The organism is Psychrobacter sp. JCM 18900 (genome assembly GCF_904846625.1).
In the GTDB taxonomy this organism is placed as follows: domain Bacteria; phylum Pseudomonadota; class Gammaproteobacteria; order Pseudomonadales; family Moraxellaceae; genus Psychrobacter.
The window spans coordinates 568,601-589,082 of the sequence record NZ_CAJHBL010000001.1; the positions used below are offsets into that span (position 1 = coordinate 568,601).

The 20,482-nt window shown below is 43.5% G+C and carries 16 protein-coding genes; 3 read left to right on the top strand and 13 right to left on the bottom strand.

What is annotated here, in order from left to right; translation table 11 throughout:
• The first annotated feature begins 327 nt into the window (after window positions 1-327).
• Entirely contained in the window at window positions 328-1,461 is a 1,134-nt protein-coding gene (gene asd, locus JMX96_RS02225; RefSeq protein WP_201567025.1) for an aspartate-semialdehyde dehydrogenase, read from the top strand.
• Between the two features lie 64 nt (window positions 1,462-1,525).
• Here the strand turns inward: asd and JMX96_RS02230 are convergent, their stop codons facing one another.
• Entirely contained in the window at window positions 1,526-2,176 is a 651-nt protein-coding gene (locus JMX96_RS02230; protein WP_201567026.1) for an SOUL family heme-binding protein, read from the bottom strand.
• Between the two features lie 362 nt (window positions 2,177-2,538).
• Between JMX96_RS02230 and tgt the strand changes: the two genes are divergently transcribed.
• On the top strand, window positions 2,539-3,690 hold the full coding sequence (gene tgt / locus JMX96_RS02235) for a tRNA guanosine(34) transglycosylase Tgt (RefSeq protein WP_057759140.1): 1,152 nt from the start codon (window positions 2,539-2,541) through the stop codon (window positions 3,688-3,690).
• Between the two features lie 142 nt (window positions 3,691-3,832).
• Here the strand turns inward: tgt and JMX96_RS02240 are convergent, their stop codons facing one another.
• From JMX96_RS02240 to rimO, 12 genes are all read right to left on the bottom strand, one after another.
• Window positions 3,833-5,185, bottom strand: a complete 1,353-nt coding sequence (locus tag JMX96_RS02240; protein WP_201567027.1) for a sodium-dependent transporter — start codon at window positions 5,183-5,185, stop codon at window positions 3,833-3,835.
• 318 nt (window positions 5,186-5,503) lie between these two features.
• A complete protein-coding gene (gene lpxA, locus JMX96_RS02245) occupies window positions 5,504-6,283 on the bottom strand; it encodes an acyl-ACP--UDP-N-acetylglucosamine O-acyltransferase (RefSeq protein WP_201567029.1) in 780 nt (259 codons plus the stop codon).
• 173 nt (window positions 6,284-6,456) lie between these two features.
• On the bottom strand, window positions 6,457-6,993 hold the full coding sequence (gene fabZ, locus JMX96_RS02250) for a 3-hydroxyacyl-ACP dehydratase FabZ (RefSeq protein ID WP_057759133.1): 537 nt from the start codon (window positions 6,991-6,993) through the stop codon (window positions 6,457-6,459).
• Between the two features lie 52 nt (window positions 6,994-7,045).
• Window positions 7,046-8,062 carry a UDP-3-O-(3-hydroxymyristoyl)glucosamine N-acyltransferase gene (lpxD, locus tag JMX96_RS02255; protein ID WP_201567031.1) on the bottom strand — a complete coding sequence of 339 codons (1,017 nt, stop codon included), beginning with the start codon at window positions 8,060-8,062 and terminating at the stop codon, window positions 7,046-7,048.
• Between the two features lie 146 nt (window positions 8,063-8,208).
• A complete protein-coding gene (bamA, locus tag JMX96_RS02260; RefSeq protein ID WP_201567033.1) occupies window positions 8,209-10,626 on the bottom strand; it encodes an outer membrane protein assembly factor BamA in 2,418 nt (805 codons plus the stop codon).
• 262 nt (window positions 10,627-10,888) lie between these two features.
• A complete protein-coding gene (gene rseP, locus JMX96_RS02265) occupies window positions 10,889-12,265 on the bottom strand; it encodes an RIP metalloprotease RseP (protein WP_201567035.1) in 1,377 nt (458 codons plus the stop codon).
• Window positions 12,266-12,361: 96 nt separating this feature from the next.
• Entirely contained in the window at window positions 12,362-13,570 is a 1,209-nt protein-coding gene (ispC, locus tag JMX96_RS02270) for a 1-deoxy-D-xylulose-5-phosphate reductoisomerase (protein ID WP_201567037.1), read from the bottom strand.
• A gap of 58 nt (window positions 13,571-13,628) precedes the next feature.
• Complete coding sequence (locus JMX96_RS02275; RefSeq protein WP_201567038.1) at window positions 13,629-14,438, bottom strand: phosphatidate cytidylyltransferase; 810 nt, start codon at window positions 14,436-14,438, stop codon at window positions 13,629-13,631.
• 189 nt (window positions 14,439-14,627) lie between these two features.
• On the bottom strand, window positions 14,628-15,386 hold the full coding sequence (gene uppS / locus JMX96_RS02280; protein ID WP_201567039.1) for a polyprenyl diphosphate synthase: 759 nt from the start codon (window positions 15,384-15,386) through the stop codon (window positions 14,628-14,630).
• Window positions 15,387-15,775: 389 nt separating this feature from the next.
• Window positions 15,776-16,330 carry a ribosome recycling factor gene (gene frr / locus JMX96_RS02285; protein WP_057759123.1) on the bottom strand — a complete coding sequence of 185 codons (555 nt, stop codon included), beginning with the start codon at window positions 16,328-16,330 and terminating at the stop codon, window positions 15,776-15,778.
• A 112-nt stretch (window positions 16,331-16,442) separates the two neighbouring features.
• Complete coding sequence (gene pyrH, locus JMX96_RS02290; protein ID WP_057759121.1) at window positions 16,443-17,168, bottom strand: UMP kinase; 726 nt, start codon at window positions 17,166-17,168, stop codon at window positions 16,443-16,445.
• Between the two features lie 172 nt (window positions 17,169-17,340).
• Window positions 17,341-18,927, bottom strand: coding sequence for a 30S ribosomal protein S12 methylthiotransferase RimO (gene rimO, locus JMX96_RS02295; protein WP_201567040.1), 1,587 nt, complete (start codon window positions 18,925-18,927; stop codon window positions 17,341-17,343).
• Between the two features lie 135 nt (window positions 18,928-19,062).
• Between rimO and JMX96_RS02300 the strand changes: the two genes are divergently transcribed.
• Window positions 19,063-20,427 (top strand): two-component system sensor histidine kinase NtrB, encoded by a 1,365-nt coding sequence (locus JMX96_RS02300; protein WP_201567041.1) that lies wholly within the window; start codon window positions 19,063-19,065, stop codon window positions 20,425-20,427.
• Window positions 20,428-20,482: the final 55 nt, after the last annotated feature.

Below are 20,482 nucleotides of genomic sequence, written 5' to 3' on the forward strand. Positions count from 1 at the left end.
AACGTCGAGTAACTGTGTTTGAGACTTACTTTAGCATTTCAGAAGATTCTCGCCTACTGGTGAGTCTCAATTATGTGACAACTATCATAAAACGTTACAATATTAGATTACGCAATGTAATGAGTGCTTTATTAAACACCATATTTTTGAGGTCGTCAGATAGCCAAGTATCTCTTCAATAGTAATAACTTAAAGTTATAGCCGACATAGTTAATAGTGTATGGAAAACGACCAAATAATAGCCAAAACGCCTTGCTTTTTCGCGCCATTCACGGCATTGTTATCGGTTGACGATGCAACAAATAATTGTAAATAGGATTGAACTTCATGAGTGATTTAACAGTAGGTTTGGTAGGCTGGCGCGGTATGGTAGGGTCAGTATTGATACAACGTATGCAGGAAGAAAATGACTTCAACGGTATTACACCCGTGTTTTTTTCTACTAGTAATGCTGGTGGTGATGCACCAAAATTCGATGGTATTGAAACCGGCCAACTAAAAGACGCTCATGATATTGAAGCACTTGCTGCTTGTGATGTCGTTATTACTTGCCAAGGTGGTGACTATACCTCAAAAGTTCATCAGCCATTGCGTGATAGTGGTTGGAACGGCTATTGGGTTGATGCGGCAAGTACGCTGCGAATGAAAGATGACAGCATCATCATTCTTGATCCAGTCAACCGTACTGTCATTGATAGTGCCCTAGCCAATGGCAAAAAAGACTTTATCGGCGGTAACTGTACCGTATCATTGATGTTGATGGCTATCGGTGAGCTGTTTAATAGAGGCTGGGTCGAATGGGTCAGCGCGATGACATATCAGGCTGCTAGTGGCTCTGGCGCAAACAACATGCGCGAGCTCATCAATGGCATGGGTGTGTTACGTGATGCCGTCCAAGACGAATTGGCTGACCCTGCTAGTGCTATTCTTGAGATTGATAAAAAAATCGCTCAGACTCAGCGCTCAGCAGACTTCCCTACACAATACTTCGGTGTACCACTGGCAGGTAGCTTGATTCCTTATATCGATGCACAGCTAGAAAACAAACAGTCAAAAGAGGAATGGAAAGGCGGCGTCGAGACCAATAAGATCTTGGGTAACGATGAAGCCAGTACGATTCCTATTGATGGGATGTGTGTACGTGTCGGCGCTATGCGTTGTCATGCGCAAGGCCTAACGATCAAGCTGAAAAAAGACATTCCGCTAGAAGAAATCGAAGCTGCACTCAAAAACAGTGGCAACGAGTGGTTGGACTTGGTCGAAGATGACAAAGAAGCTACCATGAATCGCCTAACTCCAGTGGCCGTAACTGGCACCTTAACTGTTGCCCTAGGTCGCTTACGTAAGCTTAATATGGGCCCTGAGTATCTAGGTGCTTTTACCGTTGGTGATCAGTTGTTATGGGGCGCAGCAGAACCATTACGTCGTATGCTTAATATCATCCGTGAGCAAAACGTCTAACTCAGATACTTTAGATGAAGCACAAAAAAGACAGCGATTGCTGTCTTTTTTTATGTGCTGATTACTATTTAGATCGATAAGCAATCATCACCTCATTACGACGTAAAAATGGTAGCGTCCAAGGCGGGTTATAACGGGCCAATTCAGGCTCTCCTGTAGGCGTCAAATTCTGGTCTTGCATCCATGTTTGCAGCGCTTCAGTTTTTTCCGCTACTTTATCTTCTCCTGCGAGCCAAGAGAACTTAATCACACCGTAAGTTTGTGCAGGCACTTCTATAATCTCAACGTTTGGATTGTTTGGCTTTGGCAGTGTTTGCATCGTATATTTACTAGGCATCGTAAATTGCACGCGCCACTTACCATCGTCTTGTTGCATACTGACTGGTGCTGTCATGGCAATTTTTTGTGACTCATTATCACTTTTTTTGTTATCAGCTTGCATCGTGACAGGTGCCGTCATACTAATTTTACTACTGTCTCCACTTGAGGCTGTGTTATTACCAAAAATATAGTCCGCTAAAATCTTAAACCCTTCACGACTTGCTGAGTCTTGGTCACCACTCACCCACGTTTGCGCCACTAGCTGCTCATCATAACGACGCAGCTCAAAGTCATCTACTTGGGTCAATACTGTGTATTTCGGCTCTTCGGTAGCCATAGCCCCTCCTGATATCAATAATGAACCACTCAATAATAAGTAAGCTGTCTTTTTCATATTATGTCTCCATCATCTAAAAGCATGGTGTGGCAATAATTATTACCTCACCTGTATAACTTCTACTGTATCAATAGACCTCTAGCACTGTCTGTGTCTTTTGGCGTGCTATCTGTATTTTTTGGTTATGGTAAAGTGGTATTGACCAAAGTGTATATTGCGCGTATATCGATGACACCTAATAGCTATAGTTAAAGAATGCTAAAAATGAGTACAAGGCCGCCGACTGAAAATTGTACAAGTAGTACATTTAGGGAGAGTAACGCCGTAGCAGTTCAGTGATTCTCTGACTATATGTCCAAAAAAACCGCTAACAATGCTATAATTAGCGCCATTTTCATAGCTTAAATAGCGGTTAACATATGCAATTTGTCTTACATAAAACGGCCAGCGGTGCAACGCGTGCACGCCGTGGTACGGTTCATCTCAATCATGGCGACGTGCAAACGCCTGCTTTTATGCCTGTTGGTACTTATGGTACGGTCAAAGGCATGCTGCCACGTGATATCGAAGCCATCGGTGCTGATATTATTCTAGGCAATACCTTCCATCTATGGTTACGTCCGGGTACCGAAGTCATTGATAAATTTGGTGGCTTGCATAAGTTTATGCATTGGGACAAGCCTATCTTGACCGATTCGGGCGGTTTCCAAGTATTCAGCCTCGGCGCAATGCGTAAAATCACCGAAGAAGGCGTCAATTTTAAATCTCCTATCGATGGCGCAAAGGTATTTCTCTCACCAGAAAAATCAATGCAGATTCAGTACAGCTTGAACTCAGACATCGTCATGCAGTTCGATGAGTGTACGCCGTATCCAGCCACTCATGATGAAGCGAAAAAGTCGTTAGAGCTATCATTACGTTGGGGACAGCGTTGTATCGATGAGCACAACAGACTGGGCAGTACCAACGCATTATTCGGTATTGTACAAGGCAGTATGTACCCTGATTTGCGTCAGCAATCACTCGAAGGCCTGTTAGAGATTGGCTTCGATGGTTATGCTATTGGCGGCCTTTCGGTTGGCGAGCCTAAAGAAGAGATGATAGATGTCCTAGACTACCTGCCTGATGATATGCCAGCAGATAAGCCGCGCTATCTTATGGGTGTTGGTAAGCCTGAGGATTTAGTTGAAGGTGTACGCCGCGGCGTAGATATGTTCGACTGCGTGATGCCAACTCGTAACGCGCGTAACGGCCATTATTTTGTGACGGGCGATGCAGACAATGCTGGTGTGGTACGTATTCGTAATAGCCAATATCGCAATGATGAAGGCCCACTAGATCCTGAATGCGACTGCTATACTTGCCAGAACTTTAGCCGTGCTTATCTGTACCATCTTAACAAGTGTAAAGAGATGCTAGGTGCTCAGTTAGCGACCATTCATAATTTACGCTATTACCAACGTTTGATGCAAGGTATCAGAGATGCTATCGAGCAAGATAAATTTGATGAGTTTGTCAGTGAGTTTTATGCCAAACGCGGTCAAACGGTTCCTGAGTTAAACTTGCGTTAATCCTGTTTAATATTCACGACCGTATAACGATATCTGTTGAAATAAAAAAGGGCTTAAGAATAATCTTAAGCCCTTTTTTCTGTGCTGCTTTTATCACTCAATGATTATCACTTAATGATTCGAATAGTGTCCATTTCGACTACTATCCCATCAATGACGTCACAAATACTACAATAACAGCGATTGGTGCGATGAATTTCGCAACGATTTGCCACAGCTGCCATGTACCATTAGATAAACCAAGCTCTTGCTGAATGTTACGTTGATCCATTTTCCAACCAACAAATACAATTGCAGCCAGACCTGTTAGAGGCAATAGGAACTTACTAGTAAGCTTATCTAATGCATCAAAGATACCATTACCCATGATAGTAAAGTCAGACCATAGATTGAACGATAGCAATGCTGCAATACCTAACAACCAGATTACTGTACTTGCCACGATAGTCGATACAGTACGACTCATCGACGTACGCTCTTCTAACAGCTCAACGGTTGGCTCAAGTAACGAGATAGATGAAGTAATAGCGGCAAAGGTAATAAGCAAGAAGAACAATGCACCAATGATAGTACCCGCACCCATGCTACCGAAAGCAATTGGCAAGCTTACAAAGATAAGACCAGGACCTGATGCAGGATCTAGACCATTGCTAAAGATGATTGGGAAGATGGCAAGACCAGCAGCCAACGCAATAACCGTATCCAAAATAACAACGGTACGTGCTGTTTTTAGCAAGTTTACTTCACGGCCCAAGTAAGAGCCATAAGCGACCATGATACCCATACCAATTGATAGGGTGAAGAATGCATGGCCTAATGCTGCAAGCATAACATCAGCCGTTAGTTTGCTAAGATCTGGCGTAAATAGGTAAGCAACTGCTTCACCGAATCCACCGTTCATCACGTTGTACCCAACGATAACGAACAGAATCACACCCAATAATGGCATTAAAATCTTAGCTGTTTTTTCGATACCACTTGTCACACCAATACCAACGATGACAGCGGTTAAAATCATAAATACCGTATGCCAGATCGTCAATGTACCAGCTGATGCAAGCATAGCATCAAAGGTTGCAGCAACAGAATCACTGTCTTGACCAGCAAAGCTACCTGTTGCAACTTTAGTGATATAGTTAAGTGCCCAACCACCGATCACACTATAGAACGATAGAATTAAGAAGCCACCTAAGATACCAGTAGCACCAATAATACCCCAACTACGTGACTTACCTTCAGTCGCTGCTACGTCTGAAAAAGTATTGACTGGGTTTTTTTGACCACGTCGACCAATTAACCATTCAGCAACTAATATCGGAAAACCGACCAGCGCGATACAGAACAAATAAGCAATAACGAAAGCTGAACCACCGCTTTCGCCAACCATGTATGGAAATTTCCATATGTTTCCTAAACCAACTGCTGAGCCTACTGCTGCCAATACGAAGCCAAAGCTTGAGCTCCATTGGGCATGTTCTTGTTTATTGATAGCCATTTTTTCCGTCCTCGTGCTTCAATTAATGTTACTGATAATCTTCCTTGATCAACATAAATAGTCAGCCTTACCATTGAGCTATTTAGTAAACGCTTCGATGTGAAGCGCCCAGCAACATTAAGAAAGAATTGATTACAATATCGTAAACGCTCAGTTTCTGCTAAGCGACCAAAAAAGTCAAGTGCTCATAAATATAAAAAGCCATAACAAATAGTTATGGCTTTCATCTAATTCGCCTTCATTCCATAAGAATTTATCTGATTAAAAGTATCAAACTCATCATTAATCGATTTATGCTTTAATCGAGTTATGCTTTCTTTAGCGCACAACACCGCGGCTGCTATTTTGTAAGGAATCAATAAGTAGCTGAATTTTTGGCTCTTTAGCCAATAGCTCACCATGTAGGACTTCCAACGCTTGTGCAGTAGTCAAACCTGATCTGAAAATCGTACGATACGCTTGACGTAAGACATTAATGGTTTCTTTTGACCAACCTTTGCGGCGCATACCTTCGATATTGAGTCCATGAGCCTTTGCTGGATTGCCAGATACCATCGTAAACGCAGCCACATCTTTTAGAATGAGGCTGGCTCCGCCAATCAAGCTATAGTCATCTACTGTGCAAAACTGATGTATACCTGAGTTGCCACCGATGATGGTATGGTCGCCGATAGTCACATGCCCTGCTACACCAACATTGTTGGCCAGTACGTTATGATCGCCGATGACACAATCGTGTGCGACATGGGTGTTTACCATCAATAGATTATGACTGCCTATTTTAGTCAGCTCGCCGTCTTGCGCTGTACCACGGTGTAAGCTACAGGCTTCACGAATCGTATTGTGATCCCCGATTTCAAGCCAAGTACGCTCACCTGCATATTTCAAATCTTGAGGATCTTCACCGATACTTGCAAACTGATAAAACTCATTGTGTTGGCCAATACGAGTCAGCTTAGTCACAACGACATGTCTATGCAAAACCGTATGCGCACCAATGGATACTTCATCACCAACGATACAATAGGGCCCGATGATAGCAGTCTCGTCAATCTGCGCGGACGGTGAGATGAGTGCTGTAGGATGAATCTGACTCATAAGATGGGCCCTTGTATCATTTGATGCGAGTAAATAATAAAAAAGTATCGCTATTTCAGTGTTACTAACGAAGCTAATACCAGTTGCGTTGTTGAGTTTACATATAGCTGTTTATTGCAGTTATAACGAGCGATTTCAATATCGCTCTTCGTAAAGTATGGCTTATTAAAAACTTAAGCACCCTTCGTGTTAGCAGGTTTTTGCTGCTCTTGGCGTGCAATCATGATTTGCGCACTAGCCGCCAATTCATCTTCGACATGGACAGTACAATCAAACTTATAGATACCATGTCTTTGCATCACGGTTTTTGCACGAATGATAAGCTGATCACCAGGAATCACACGACGTTTAAAACGGACTTTATCCACACCTGCAAACAGATAGAGGTAACCGTCTTCTGCCGTCAATCCTGCACTAATAAAACCAAGCACTCCTGACACCTGCGCCATCGACTCCACCATCAATACCCCTGGCATAATCGGCTCATCAGGAAAGTGACCGTTAAAAAACTCTTCATTAATAGTCACGTTTTTGATACCAGTAATACACTCGCCTGGCGTACAAGCTACAATACGATCTACCAGCATAAAAGGATAACGATGCGGTAAGTAATGCTTAATCGTATGATACGTCAATGGTAGCGTAAGACCTTGCTCAGCCAAGCTTTTAACGTCTTCATCAGTTGGGATATCTATATTGTTATTGCTCATAATGACGCTTCCTTGCTGTGTTTTGAATATCTATTATTTGTTTGTGTTTGCATTAGTTATTGCCTAGCTGACGAAAACGTACAGCAGCACGTCGCCAATTAGCAGTTGGCATTGCAGCAGTACCAGATGAATATGAGCCAGCGGTTTTAATGGATTTGGTTACCATGGTCATACCAGACAGAACAACATCGTCTGTAATCTCAATATGCCCTGTAATACCGACAGCGCCGCCTATTATACAGCGCTTACCTATCGTAGTACTACCCGCAATGCCAGTTTGAGCAGCAATAGCCGTGCCGTCACCGATACGAACGTTATGAGCAACTTGTACCAAATTATCAATAATAACGTGATTGCCAATAACGGTATCATCGATAGCGCCACGATCGATACACGTCTGGCTACCAACTCGTACATGATCACCAATAATGACACGACCTAACTGGGCTATACGCTCCCAACCTGTGGTACTAGTATCTTTAGTAGGCGCAAACCCGAACCCTTCAGATCCGATACTGACCCCTGCATGCAATCTAACGTGATTGCCAATAACACACTCAGGCCCGACAACGACTTGCGACTTAATCACACAATCGGTGCCAATACTGGTATTGGCTTCAATCACGACATGAGCATCGAGTGAGCTACGCGCCCCTATCTGCACATTGTCACCAATTACGCAAAAAGGACCGATATTGACTTGCTCGCCAATAACAGCACTGTCTGCAATCACAGCACTAGGATGAATCCCGTTAGATAAAGAATGACGTGCAAACAGCTGACTGGCACTGGCATAAGCCAAATATGGATTTGAGACGACTAGCGCTATCGCTGAGGTAGGCACTTGGTCACGATATGCTTCCGTCACCAACACAGCACCGGCGTCACTGCTAGCCAAGCTAGAGATATAGTGAGGATCTGCCAAAAAGCTCAACTGCTGCTGACTGGCCGTCGTCAAGCTACCGACGCTACTGAATGGTTGACACAATTGCTCAGTATCAATCTCAGCCTTATTAATAATAGGCTGACGCTGCTCAATTCGAGTAATGAGTTGCTCAATCGTTATCATAATGACTATTAATAAAATATGGTTATAAATGAAACGGTCGCCAAAATAACAATGCGTTTTGACGACCTACTAAGCTCTAATGATATTTCCGTCTATTTGAGACAATCTTTAAAACTGCTCAAATAGATGAGAATGATGTCATTAATTTAGAATGTATTACCAATCTGGAACTGGACTTTTTCAGTCTCATCGCCTTCTTTGTCACCAAATGGCACCGCGTAGCTAAGTGAGATTGGACCAATTGGCGTATACCAAGTGATACCAGCACCAGCACTGTAGCGGAAGTCATTATCTTGGGTTAATAACGGAATGTCTGTATCTTCTCCATTGCTAGGATTGATAAAAGTGCGATCTTCTTTATCAGAGGTATCAAAAACCTGACCACCTTCAGCAAACAATACTGGACGTACCTGATCTGCCCAATCCCCTTTAAACGGCATTGGCAAAATCAGTTCAGCACCAAACGTTGCTAACGCATTACCACCCACTTCTTCTGCAGTGAAGGTTTGATTATTTGAGTCATTGACTGCATCAAGATAAACTTGTGATTTAGGTCCTAGAGTAGATGATTCATAGCCACGTACTGAGCCATAACCACCAGCATAGAAGTTCTCATAGAACGGTAAATCATTACCATAACCAAGCTTAGTATAACCACGCGCGATCACGTCTTTATAAATAGGGTAATATATATTGCCGCTATACGTTAGCTTTTGGTAGTTGGCATCGCCAAGACCAATGGTTGCATCAATTGCATGGCTCATACCTTTGGTAGGGAATACGGGACGGTCTAAAGTGCTGTAGTCCCAACCAAACAATAGATTGTAAGTCTGATAATCATTCTTGAAGCTAGCAACACCATCAGTCTCGACTTCCGGCGTTTTCGTACCGCCCTCGTCTAGAATTTCTTGGACATTAGATATACCTAAATAACGACCACCACGAACCTTTGTGTTGTCTACATTTAGACCAGCACTCAGGCGTTTGGTTTCGTCAATAGGATAACTATAGTTCAGCGTCGCACCATATGAATCTGTTACATAGTTACTAACGTTGTCGTCATCATATTTGGTTTTGCGATAATAACCACTGATACCTTGAGAGACACCGTTTTCTGTAAAGTACGGATCGGTATAACCTAGGCTATAAGAGTCGCGTGTTTCTGAACGAGAAAGCGCAGCTTTAACACGGTTACCGGTACCCATAAAGTTGTTTTGGGTCAAATCCAATTGGAAAGTCACACCACCACTTTGTGAGTAACCGGCTGCAATCGTTGAGCTACCAGAAGGCTGCTCTTCAACCACATAGTTCACATCGACTTGATCCGGCTGGTTAGGTACTGGCTTAACATCGACAGTGACATTTTTAAAGAAACCAGTACGCATCAAACGCGTGCGTGACAGCTGAATTTTGTCATTAGATGACAGTGTGCCTTCTAACTGACGCATTTCACGACGTAATACTTCGTCTTGCGTTTTGATATTACCCGTAAAGTTGATACGACGAACGTAGATAGGACGAGCAGGGTCAATATAGTAATCAACATCGACCATTTTCGTATCGTCATTGATACGTGGTACTGGTCTGATTTGAGCTAGATAATAGCCTTCGTTACCATAGCGTCTTTTAAGAGAAGCAGTGGTTTCGTCTAGTTTTGCTTGCGAGTATTTTTCATTGGATGCAAAGCTCACCAGCTCTTTTAGCTCACTATTTTCAAAGGTAGGTTTACCTAAAAAGTTCACTTCGCCAAACTGGTATTGTTCGCCTTCGCTTAGGCTAACTTCGATAAACACGCTACTCTTGTCTTCACTGATGTTTAGTACGGCATTATCAACTGAAAAACGCACATAACCATCGTTCTGGTATAGCGCCTTTAAACTCTCTAAACTGGCGGCCAGTTTTTCTTGAGCGTAACGATCAGACTTAGACAGTAGACGCGTCCATGAAGATTCTTTTACCGCGAAAACGTCTTTGATCTCTTCATCACTAAAGTGTTTGTTACCAATGATATTGATATCGACAACTTTTGCAGGCTTGCCTTCTACGAAGCGCACATCAAGTTTCACACGGTTACCATCAAGGACTGTTTGATCCACTTCAATATTACTATTGTAGTAGCCTTGGCTAATATATTGCTGTTGTAGCTCATTGGCCACGCCCTGCAAAGTAGACTGCTTAAGTACGTCACCAGCAGACAGCCCAGCATTCTTCAGTCCCTGCTCAAGCCCTTCTTTTGGAATGAGCTTGTTACCTTCAAAGGTAACTTCAGCGATTGTTGGACGCTCAATGACATCAAACCTTAGCTTGCCACCTTCGACACGGCTTTGAATATCAGCAAAGTTTTCAGTTGCATATAGCGCCTTAATACTGGCAGCTAAGCTACTATCATTCACCGTATCGCCTACCGTAACAGGTAAGACCGGATAGAGGCTATCAGGGGTTAGGCGTTGTAAGCCATTAAAACCGATGTCAGTTACTACAAATTCTGCAGCCTGTACTGGCATACTCATCATCGCTACAACTAACGGCAACCCAGCCGCGCTCATAATTAAAGGCGTACGCATAAACACTATCCGTCAATAAAAAAATTGCTTAAGTTAAGTTGAAAGGCACGTATTGTATAACCCGTGCGCATAAGTTTATAAACCCATGCAAGGGTAACTCAGAACACTTTATATAAATTGCATCACAAAATAAACTAAAAATTACGATTAGTACAGAGGCTGCGACACAGAATAGCATGCCTATCATAACAATAATCAGCCTATAATAGGCGTAAAACCATTAGTATATCGTGCTTTATCAGCCATATTGCTTATCAGCCGATCAAAATAGGCGGCTGATGTCATTACCAATTGCTAACACCATGAAACCTGCCAGTAAGAGTAAACCGATATTTAGACCGACCATTTGCACACCTTCAGACAGTGGCTTACCACGAATCAACTCAATAAAATGATAAACAATATGACCACCATCTAATACTGGAATCGGCAAAAGGTTTAAGACGGCAAGACTCAAGCTAATTAGCGCCGCTGTCGACAATACCATCTGCCAACTGATATCAAAGCTTTGTTTGGCGACTTTGGCAATGGTAATTGGCCCTGATAGATTGTCTAAACCAATCATACCTGACAGCATTTTTCCCATCGAGCTTACGGTCATTACTGCGAGCTGCTCAGTCTTTTCAAATGACTTAACTAACGACTCACTAGGACCATAGACCACGGTAGTCTTGTAATCGTCGGGGATAACAATCTCAGTCTGATCCACCATTGCACCAATCTGTCCGTAATCATTACCCAAGTTGTCTTTTTTACCTTGAGGCATAATCTGCAACTGTACAGACTTATCATCACGCAACACCGTAAAGTTCAATAGCGTTTCAGGATTATCACGAATGATACGTGTGGCAGTAATCCAATCTTCGATCGCTGTATCATTAATAGCGGTAATGCGATCGCCAACCTTCAGCCCTTGTCGGCTAGCGGCACCATCGGGAGCCAAACCGCCTACAATCGGCGCAATCTGCGGTTGCCATGGCAACATACCAAAGCTGGTCAATGCGTCTTTGCCTTGAGCCTCGCCTTGCATAAACTGCGTAACTGGTGCTTGATAGGTTTTAGTCGACTGATCGGTTTGGGCGTCTGACTGCAAGGTAATGCTGACATTATCCGTCTCACCCATACGTCCTGCAAGGCGATAGTTAATACCTTCCCATGTCTGCACATCATGTCCATCAATTGCAACAATCTTATCACCGACTGGTAACTGTGCCATCGCAGCAGGCGTATCTGGTAGTACCTGACCAATCTTAGTCGCTAACTGCTCAGATGGGGTCATAAATAGTACCCAAAATAGCGCGATAGCGATAACAAAATTCATGATAGGGCCAGCTGCAACGATAGCAATTTTCTTGAGCGGATGCTGCCGATTAAACGCAAGGTGCTGCTCATCTTTTGCGACATTACCTTCACGCTCATCTAGCATTTTTACATAGCCGCCAAGTGGCAATGCTGAGATACGATAATCAATACCGCTCTTTTTGCTGGTCCAACCAAAAACCTTAGGGCCAAAACCGATAGAGTACGTTAGTACTTTGACACCGCAAAGCCGCGCCACAATATAATGTCCCCACTCGTGTAAGGCAATAAGCGGGCCCAAGACAAATATGGCGGCAAGAAGTGTTAGTAAAAACGTCATGATTTTTTCTCAGTATTGTCTCTCAGCATTTTTATTAACATCTTCACTAATATCGTTTATTAGTGTCATGTATCAGCTAAGAGACGCTTGCTACGATTATGTCAGCTTTGCTACCAACTTATCAGTCAGGTGGCGTGCAATTTTATCGATTGCCAATATATCTTCTATGTCAGCGGTTTCGTTCAATGGTGGCAGCTGTATGTCATTTAAAGCTTGTTCGTTAATATTAGCAATGTCCGTCAAACGTATTTTACCATCGAGGAACGCCGCCACTGCAATTTCATTTGCCGCATTGAGCACAATCGTGGCTTGTGTCCCGACCTGCATGGCTTGGCGAGCCAAACGCAGGCAAGCAAATTTTTGCAAGTCAGGCTCAATAAACTCCAAACCACTAAGTGCGAATAAGTCTAACGGCTGCGAGCCACTATCCATCCGATTAGGGTAACTCAGCGCGTGCGCAATGGGCGTTTTCATGTCTGGACTGCCCAGCTGTGCTAAAAAGCTGCCATCGCTATATTCTACCATTGAGTGAATGATACTTTGTGGATGAATGACCACATTTATCTTATCTTCAGGCAAATCAAATAAGTGACAGGCTTCTATCAGCTCAAGCCCCTTATTCATCATTGTCGCCGAATCGACAGATATCTTTTGACCCATTGACCAATTAGGGTGTTTGACCGCTTCTGCGACGCTTGCCTGCTGCATCTGCTCGAACGACTGCTGCAAAAATGGCCCACCAGAGGCTGTTAACCACAGTTTACGCACACCATGATTTGACTGATGGATTTGTGTATTGTCTTGCTGAATAGCGAGTGGCAAGCATTGAAAAATAGCATTGTGTTCAGAATCGAGCGGCAGTAAAGTAGCTTTATGCGTCTTGACCGCATCAATCATGACCTTACCTGCCATGACTAAGGCTTCTTTATTGGCCAATAAGATACGCTTACCTGCACGTGCTGCTGCCAATGTAGACGGCAGTCCTGCCGCCCCTACAATCGCTGCTACCACCGTATCAGTCTGTGAGTCAGTGGCAATATCTACCAATCCTGCCTCGCCCCCTACGACATCACTATCAATCCCTGCGGCTTTAAGCCTGTTAGCAAAATCATCCACGGCTAACGTAGGCACACTAACGCGTTTCGGCAAAAACTGCTGACAAAGCGCAAATAGCTTATCTAAGCGATGATAGCCTGATAAAGCATAGACTTCATAAGTGTGCGGTTGCGCCGCTAATATTGCTAAGGTGCTATCGCCAATCGAGCCTGTCGCGCCTAGTACGGCGATGCGTTGCGTCATAACCATCAATGCCCATGATACTTAAAAATAATAAAAATAGAATATCGTCTGTTAACTATAAACCTTACACCACTATCAAGCCAAGCTGCTGTATCGCCCAAAAACCAAGGGCAAATATCGGTGTAGCAGACAACAGGGAGTCAATACGATCAAGGATACCACCGTGACCTGGCAAGATAGTGCCTGAATCTTTTACATCAGCACGGCGCTTGAGCATCGACTCAAACAAGTCTCCAAGTACAGAGGCAAGAATAGTGATGGCCGATAACGCTACAAATGCGATTAACGGTATACCGGTCAGCTGTAATTTGAAGACGCTAATGGCTACCACAACTAATAGCCCTGTGACGAGGCCACCAGCCAACCCTTCCATGCTCTTATTGGGTGAGACATTGGGTGCCATTTTTCGGCGACCAAGCTTGCGTCCAACGAAATAGGCGCCACTATCTGCACACCATACTAATAAGAACACATACAGCAGCCACCATGCCGACAATTGCCAGAGATAGAACATCGCCGTAATAGATGCCGTCAAAATAACTGCGCCCATCATTGCCAATTGGTTGCCGTACCATCTTGTTTGTGTTGGGAAGACTCGAACCCAAGACAGCGCCATCAACCATATTACTAATGAAGCCACCCACCAAAACAACCACGTTACCTTGAACATCAGTGAGAATATAGTAAGCGCTAAAATCAATAGAACGAATACCACAGGCTGGCGCCACTTAGGCATTAATTTGGCCCACTCATGAGCGGCGATAATGACCCCAATGGCCAACAGTGGTGCAAATAAAATAGGCGTTTGGCTCGCAAACATTGCAATACCAACGATAATAACGAGAACAATTGCCGTCTTAATTCGTTGCCACATACTTATCGAGCCTTATAATAATGAAGAACAAATGGTCAAAAAATGCATTATAGCAGCTAACTAACGATGGCCTAGTGATAGCATTCAATACCAATTCAAGCCGTTTATCATTGCATAAACCAACCCTATTGACCAGTTATACAATATTAACTGAACTGAACCGACTAAACTTATCTATCAGCTCACTGCTCAGTGCCCTTGCTGCTCTATCACTACTTGCTCGCTGGTTTTGCCAAAACGGCGTTGGCGTTTAGCAAACTCTGCGATCATCAAAGCCAGCTCTTCTGCTGTAAAATTCGGCCATAACGTAGGAGTGAAAAACAGCTCAGCATAAGCGGATTGCCACAATAAGAAATTAGAAATACGATACTCGCCGCCCGTACGTACCAGCATATCTACTGCTGGGGTGTCGGCTAATTGTACGTAGTTACCTAACAAATCTTCGCTGACATCTTCAGCTTTTAATTCGCCATCTTGCACTTGCTGAGCCAGCTGTTGTGCTGCATTTGCAATATCCCACTGTCCACCGTAGCTAATCGCAATCACCAGCGTCATCGCATCAAACTCTGCCGTCTTTTCTTCTGCGTCAGCCATGAGCGTTTGTAATGACTCACTGAGTTGACTGCGATCACCGATGAAACGCAAGCGAATACGATACTCATTCATGCGCGGCATTTGCTCATGAATCGTCGATGTAAGTAGCTGCATCAAAAGTGCTACCTCACTAGGCGGTCTCTGCCAATTTTCGCTAGAAAACGCAAATACGGTCAGTACTTCAATGCCTGTATTGACACAATACTCAACGATAGGATCGAGCGCGTCTTTGCCAGCCACATGTCCTTGACCGTGGCCCAAATCATTGGCCTTACCATAGCGATTATTACCATCCATAATGATGGCGATATGACGAGGAAGAATAGCGGGCGCCAAAACGGCTGAAGTGGACATAGGCGAACTTGCTTATTGTTGAGGTAAAATAATAATAACGTGTGCAACAGCGATTAAAAAGCGCCATTTATATAATTCACTAACTTATCACAATTGCGTCGTTAATTTTTAGTGTTCAGAATGCGATGGACATAGCTCAATCAACCACACCTTTTGCGTGCATTAGATATGGCTTCATATAGTTGATTCAGTTTAAAAGAGAGACAGGCTAACCGAGTGCAGATGTAACTGTGATACTTCAAGCGAGGTTAGCGCTGTCACTCTTTTATAGAGGATTGACTATATCAGTCTACACAATAATAAACAGCCAATAGCTATAAAGTATTGGCTGCTCAATTACAGATAATCTACCGAACTGATTCTTGCTATAAATGGCAAGTATATCAGTATTAAACTTCCATCAAATCGCTTTCTTTCTTACTCAAGCGAGCATCGATTGTTTCGATATACTTGTCAGTGATTTTTTGAATATCATCACTAGCGCGGCGCTCGTCATCTTCTGAGATTTCTTTTTCTTTTGCCAAATCTTTGATGTCATTCATCATGTCACGGCGAATATTACGGATAGAAACTCGGCTGCTCTCAGCTTCACCACGTGCAAGCTTTTGCATATCGCGACGAGTATCTTCTGTCAATGCTGGCATCGGCACACGAATCACATCAGCAGACATTGGGTTTAGACCCAAATCTGCTTCACGGATGGCCTTATCTACTGCTTGTACCATCGTACGGTCAAACGGTTGAACCAGTAAGGTACGTGAGTCTTCGACGTTGACGCTTGCTACTTGGTTCAATGGTGTATCAGAACCGTAGTAGCTGACCATCACACCTGACAACATACCTGGATGCGCACGGCCAGTACGAACTTTACTGAAAGTGCTTTCAAGCGCTTCCAACGTTTTTTGCATGCGTGCTTCGCCGTCTTGCTTAATCTCTTTAATCATTGTGTATCCTTATTTATCGTTACCGATAAATCTTTTATTTGCTATTGGGATATTAATTATTTGTTGCTAATCGTTAGCTATTTACTGACGTTAGTTGCCAGTATCGCATCAATTAATGAAAAACTCGTGTGCCTTCATTTTCACCCATGATGACATTCAATAATGCATTAGGCTTCGTCATATCAAACACTTGTAGCGGCACGTTATGCTCACGACACAATGCTATAGCCGTTAGATCCATGACGCCTAGCTTTTGCTCTAGTACTTCATCAAAAGTCAGACCGTCATACTTGACTGCATCATCATGTAGGCTTGGGTCTTTGTCATAAACGCCATCGACCTTAGTCGCTTTTAAAATCAAACCAGCTTCGATTTCGATACCGCGCAAACATGCAGCGGTGTCAGTGGTAAAGAATGGGTTACCCGTACCTGCGACAAAGATACAAACTTCACCATTTTTGAGATAACGAATGGCATTACGACTGCTATAGCTTTCGGTGACTTCACCAATCGGTAACGCTGACATCAAGCGCGTTTTGATATTGCGACGCTCAAGCGCATCACGCATCGCCAGTCCGTTCATAACGGTCGCTAGCATGCCCATCTGATCACCAGTAACACGGCCAACGAGACCTTCTTTTTGTAACTGTGCACCGCGATATAAGTTACCACCGCCAACTACGATACCAACTTGGACACCAAGTCCACGCAAGTGAGCGATAGACAAGCTCATTTTATCAAGCACTTCGGTATCGATACCCATGTCTTTACTACCAGCTAAGGCTTCACCGGAGAGTTTCAGCAAGATACGAGCGTAACGCGGGTTTTTGTCAGACATGAGGTCACCTTGTTATCATGAAATTATAAAGAAAATTATCGGTAAAATACAAATCGAGTTTGCCCACAACGCTACACTTACAGCTAAGCGTATTAAAAAGGCTAAATTGCGCTAATTGTAGCAAAAACTGCCCGCCATTGGGCAATTTTCACTCGCATATCTTATTGGATATCTAGCCTTGATAACTGGCGAATAGATCATATTCGCTAGCATCGTCGATAGTCACTGTTAAGAACTGCCCCACTTTAACTTGAGAGTTGATGTCATCAACATAGACATGACCATCAATTTCAGGTGCATCAGCATAGCTACGGCAGATAGCAATATTTTCATCGCTATCAATTTCATCGACCAATACCGTTAAAGTCTTGCCGACTTTTTCTTGTAGCTTTTGCGCTGAAATATCTTGCTGTAGCGCCATTAAACGCTCATAGCGAGACTGTTTGACGTCTTCAGGCACATGATCAGGCAAGTCATTGGCCACTGCGCCTTCTACTTCTGAATAAGTAAATGCACCCACACGATCTAGGCGTGCTTCAACTAACCAATCAAGCAAGCACTGAAAATCTTCTTCTGTCTCGCCAGGGAAGCCAACCACAAAGGTCGAACGAATGACGATATCAGGACAGATATCACGCCACGCTTTGATACGGGCCAAAGTGTTTTCGCTATGTGCAGGACGTTTCATCGCCTTTAGGATACGATGGCTGGCATGCTGGAACGGAATGTCCAGATAAGGCAGTAGTTTCTTCTCACCCATCAACTCAACGACTTTGTCTACATGTGGATACGGATAGACATAATGCAGGCGTACCCAAATGCCCAAATTGTTCAATGCTTGGCATAAGTCATAAAACTTAGACTTGAGCGGCATACCATTCCAAAAGCTGGTCTTATACTTTAGGTCAAGGCCATATGCCGAGGTATCTTGCGAGATAATAAGCAACTCTTTTACGCCAGCTTTTTTGAGCGCCAGTGCTTCGTTCATTACATTATCAATCGGGCGCGATACCAAATCACCGCGCAAGCTTGGGATAATGCAGAACGTACAACGGTGATTACAGCCTTCTGATATTTTTAGATAAGCATAATGGCTTGGGGTCAGCTTGATACCCGCTTCATTAATCAAATCTATTTTTGGATCATAGTTGGCGTCCTGACTGCGATTTGGCTTAGGCACATGCTGCGCCACTGCCGTAATTACTTCGTCATAGGCATGCGCGCCCGTCACTGCTAGTACAGCCGGATGCATCTCACGGATTTTGTCTGCTTCTTTACCTAAGCAACCAGTAACAATCACTTTACCGTTTTTGCTAATGGCCTCGCCGATGGCATCAAGCGACTCTTGTACCGCTGATTCAATAAAGCCGCAAGTGTTTACCACGACTAAGTCAGCACCATCATAATCACTGGCTACTTGATAGCCATCACGGCTTAGCTCAGTGATAATACGCTCACTATCCACCAATGCTTTTGGACAACCTAGTGACACAAAACCAATCTTTGGCGCCGCACTAACTGGCATCGTAGCAGTCGCATTGGCCGTCGTTACATCGCTGCTTTGAGCTACACTACGGTTCTGATTGTGGTTGGCTTTATGATGGTAAGGTTGTTTAGTATCTGTTTGACTGGCATCTGCCTGACTCTGCGCTTGTACTATGGTAGGCGCGGCAGGATTGAAGACAGTGGCAGTGTCTTTTACGGCAGATAGAGGAGCTGTTGCTGTCGTATTCACTGACTCGGTAGAAGTTTTGGACATGGCTGACCTTGCTAGAGATAAATTGGCTGAGCGCATTGTACGTTTTTTTTGCAAAAATCACCAGTTTTGCCGCTCTATAGTCTTGATTTGTGGTTAAATATTATCTCAAGCATCTGACTTTTTTGGGCCCTACTGATGAACGCTGATTTTATAACCGCTAAAACAACCCCTGACCTCGCCTTTATATCTCAGCATTTATTCACCGCTATTTTATGGGTTAACGATGAGCTATCAATCACACGGTTGAATGCTCAAGCCGAGCAGCTACTTGCCATTAGTAGCGGCAGATTAATCAATCAATCCATCTTAACCCTGCTCGCACCCGATGAATTGAAGATTAAAGATACTGTATCTATAGATAATGATACAAATGATGCAAATGAAAATGAGCCTTCGAGCGAGCCAGCATACTCTTTGACCGAGCGCTTTGTGCAAGCGCAGAACTATCAGCAGCCTTTTATCGATCATGACCACATCATAAAAACACCGTTAAACGGTAATTTATCATTGTCAGTCGACTATAGCGTTACACCAGTCATCTATGAACAGCAGCCTTATTTTATTATCGAGATGTGGGGTAAAGATCGTCAAAGTCGTATCTCTGAGGAGCAGCGTCAACAGCAGCAATATACAGTGGCCCGTCATATGCTACGCTCGGTGGCACACGAAATAAAAAACCCTCTTGCTGGTATTCGCGGGGCAGCACAACTGTTGCAACGGCAATTCATTAAATTCAGCGACGCATCTACTACTAACACCTCTAGCGCTGATAATGCTTTGATAACTACCAACGCTGACACGCAGCATGATTTGCAAAAAATGAATCAGAAACTGCGCAACTATACGGACATTATTATTTCAGAGACTGATCGATTGACTCATCTTATTGGGCAGCTTCTGGGTTCCAATCAACTGCCAAACTGGCAAACGCTCAATATCCATGAGCCTTTAGAGCATGTCTTAACCTTAGTGACCAATCAGTATCCACAGGTAGTGTTACAGCGTGATTATGATTTATCATTGCCAGAGTTGTGTGCAGATAAGGATCAGCTGATTCAAGTGTTTTTAAACCTTATTAATAATGCTTGTGAGTCGATGACTGAGTTCGAACAAACGCTACAACAGAATAAAATCTCAGAGTCTCAAGAATCCTCACAATCTGCCATACAAACTGAGGGCAATTCTGATTATCAACCGACATTGCATATTCAAACGCGGGTTGCCTTTCAGCATACGATCGTCGGGCAGCAGCACAAGCAAGTGATGCAAATTACTATTACTGATAATGGCTCAGGCATTGATCCAGCCTTGATTGGTCAAATATTTTTCCCAATGGTCACTAGCCGTGCAGCCGGTACAGGTCTTGGATTATCCATCGTCCAAGATATTATCAGTCATCATCATGGTATGATTGATGTGAGCTCGACAAAAGAGCAAGAGGATAAGCAAACCCGATTTACGCTATACCTACCATTTACTCAACCCATCACTGAGACATAAAACAAATTATGAATTTATGAATTAAAGGCTGCTAAGTTTCCTAATGCCCAACTCC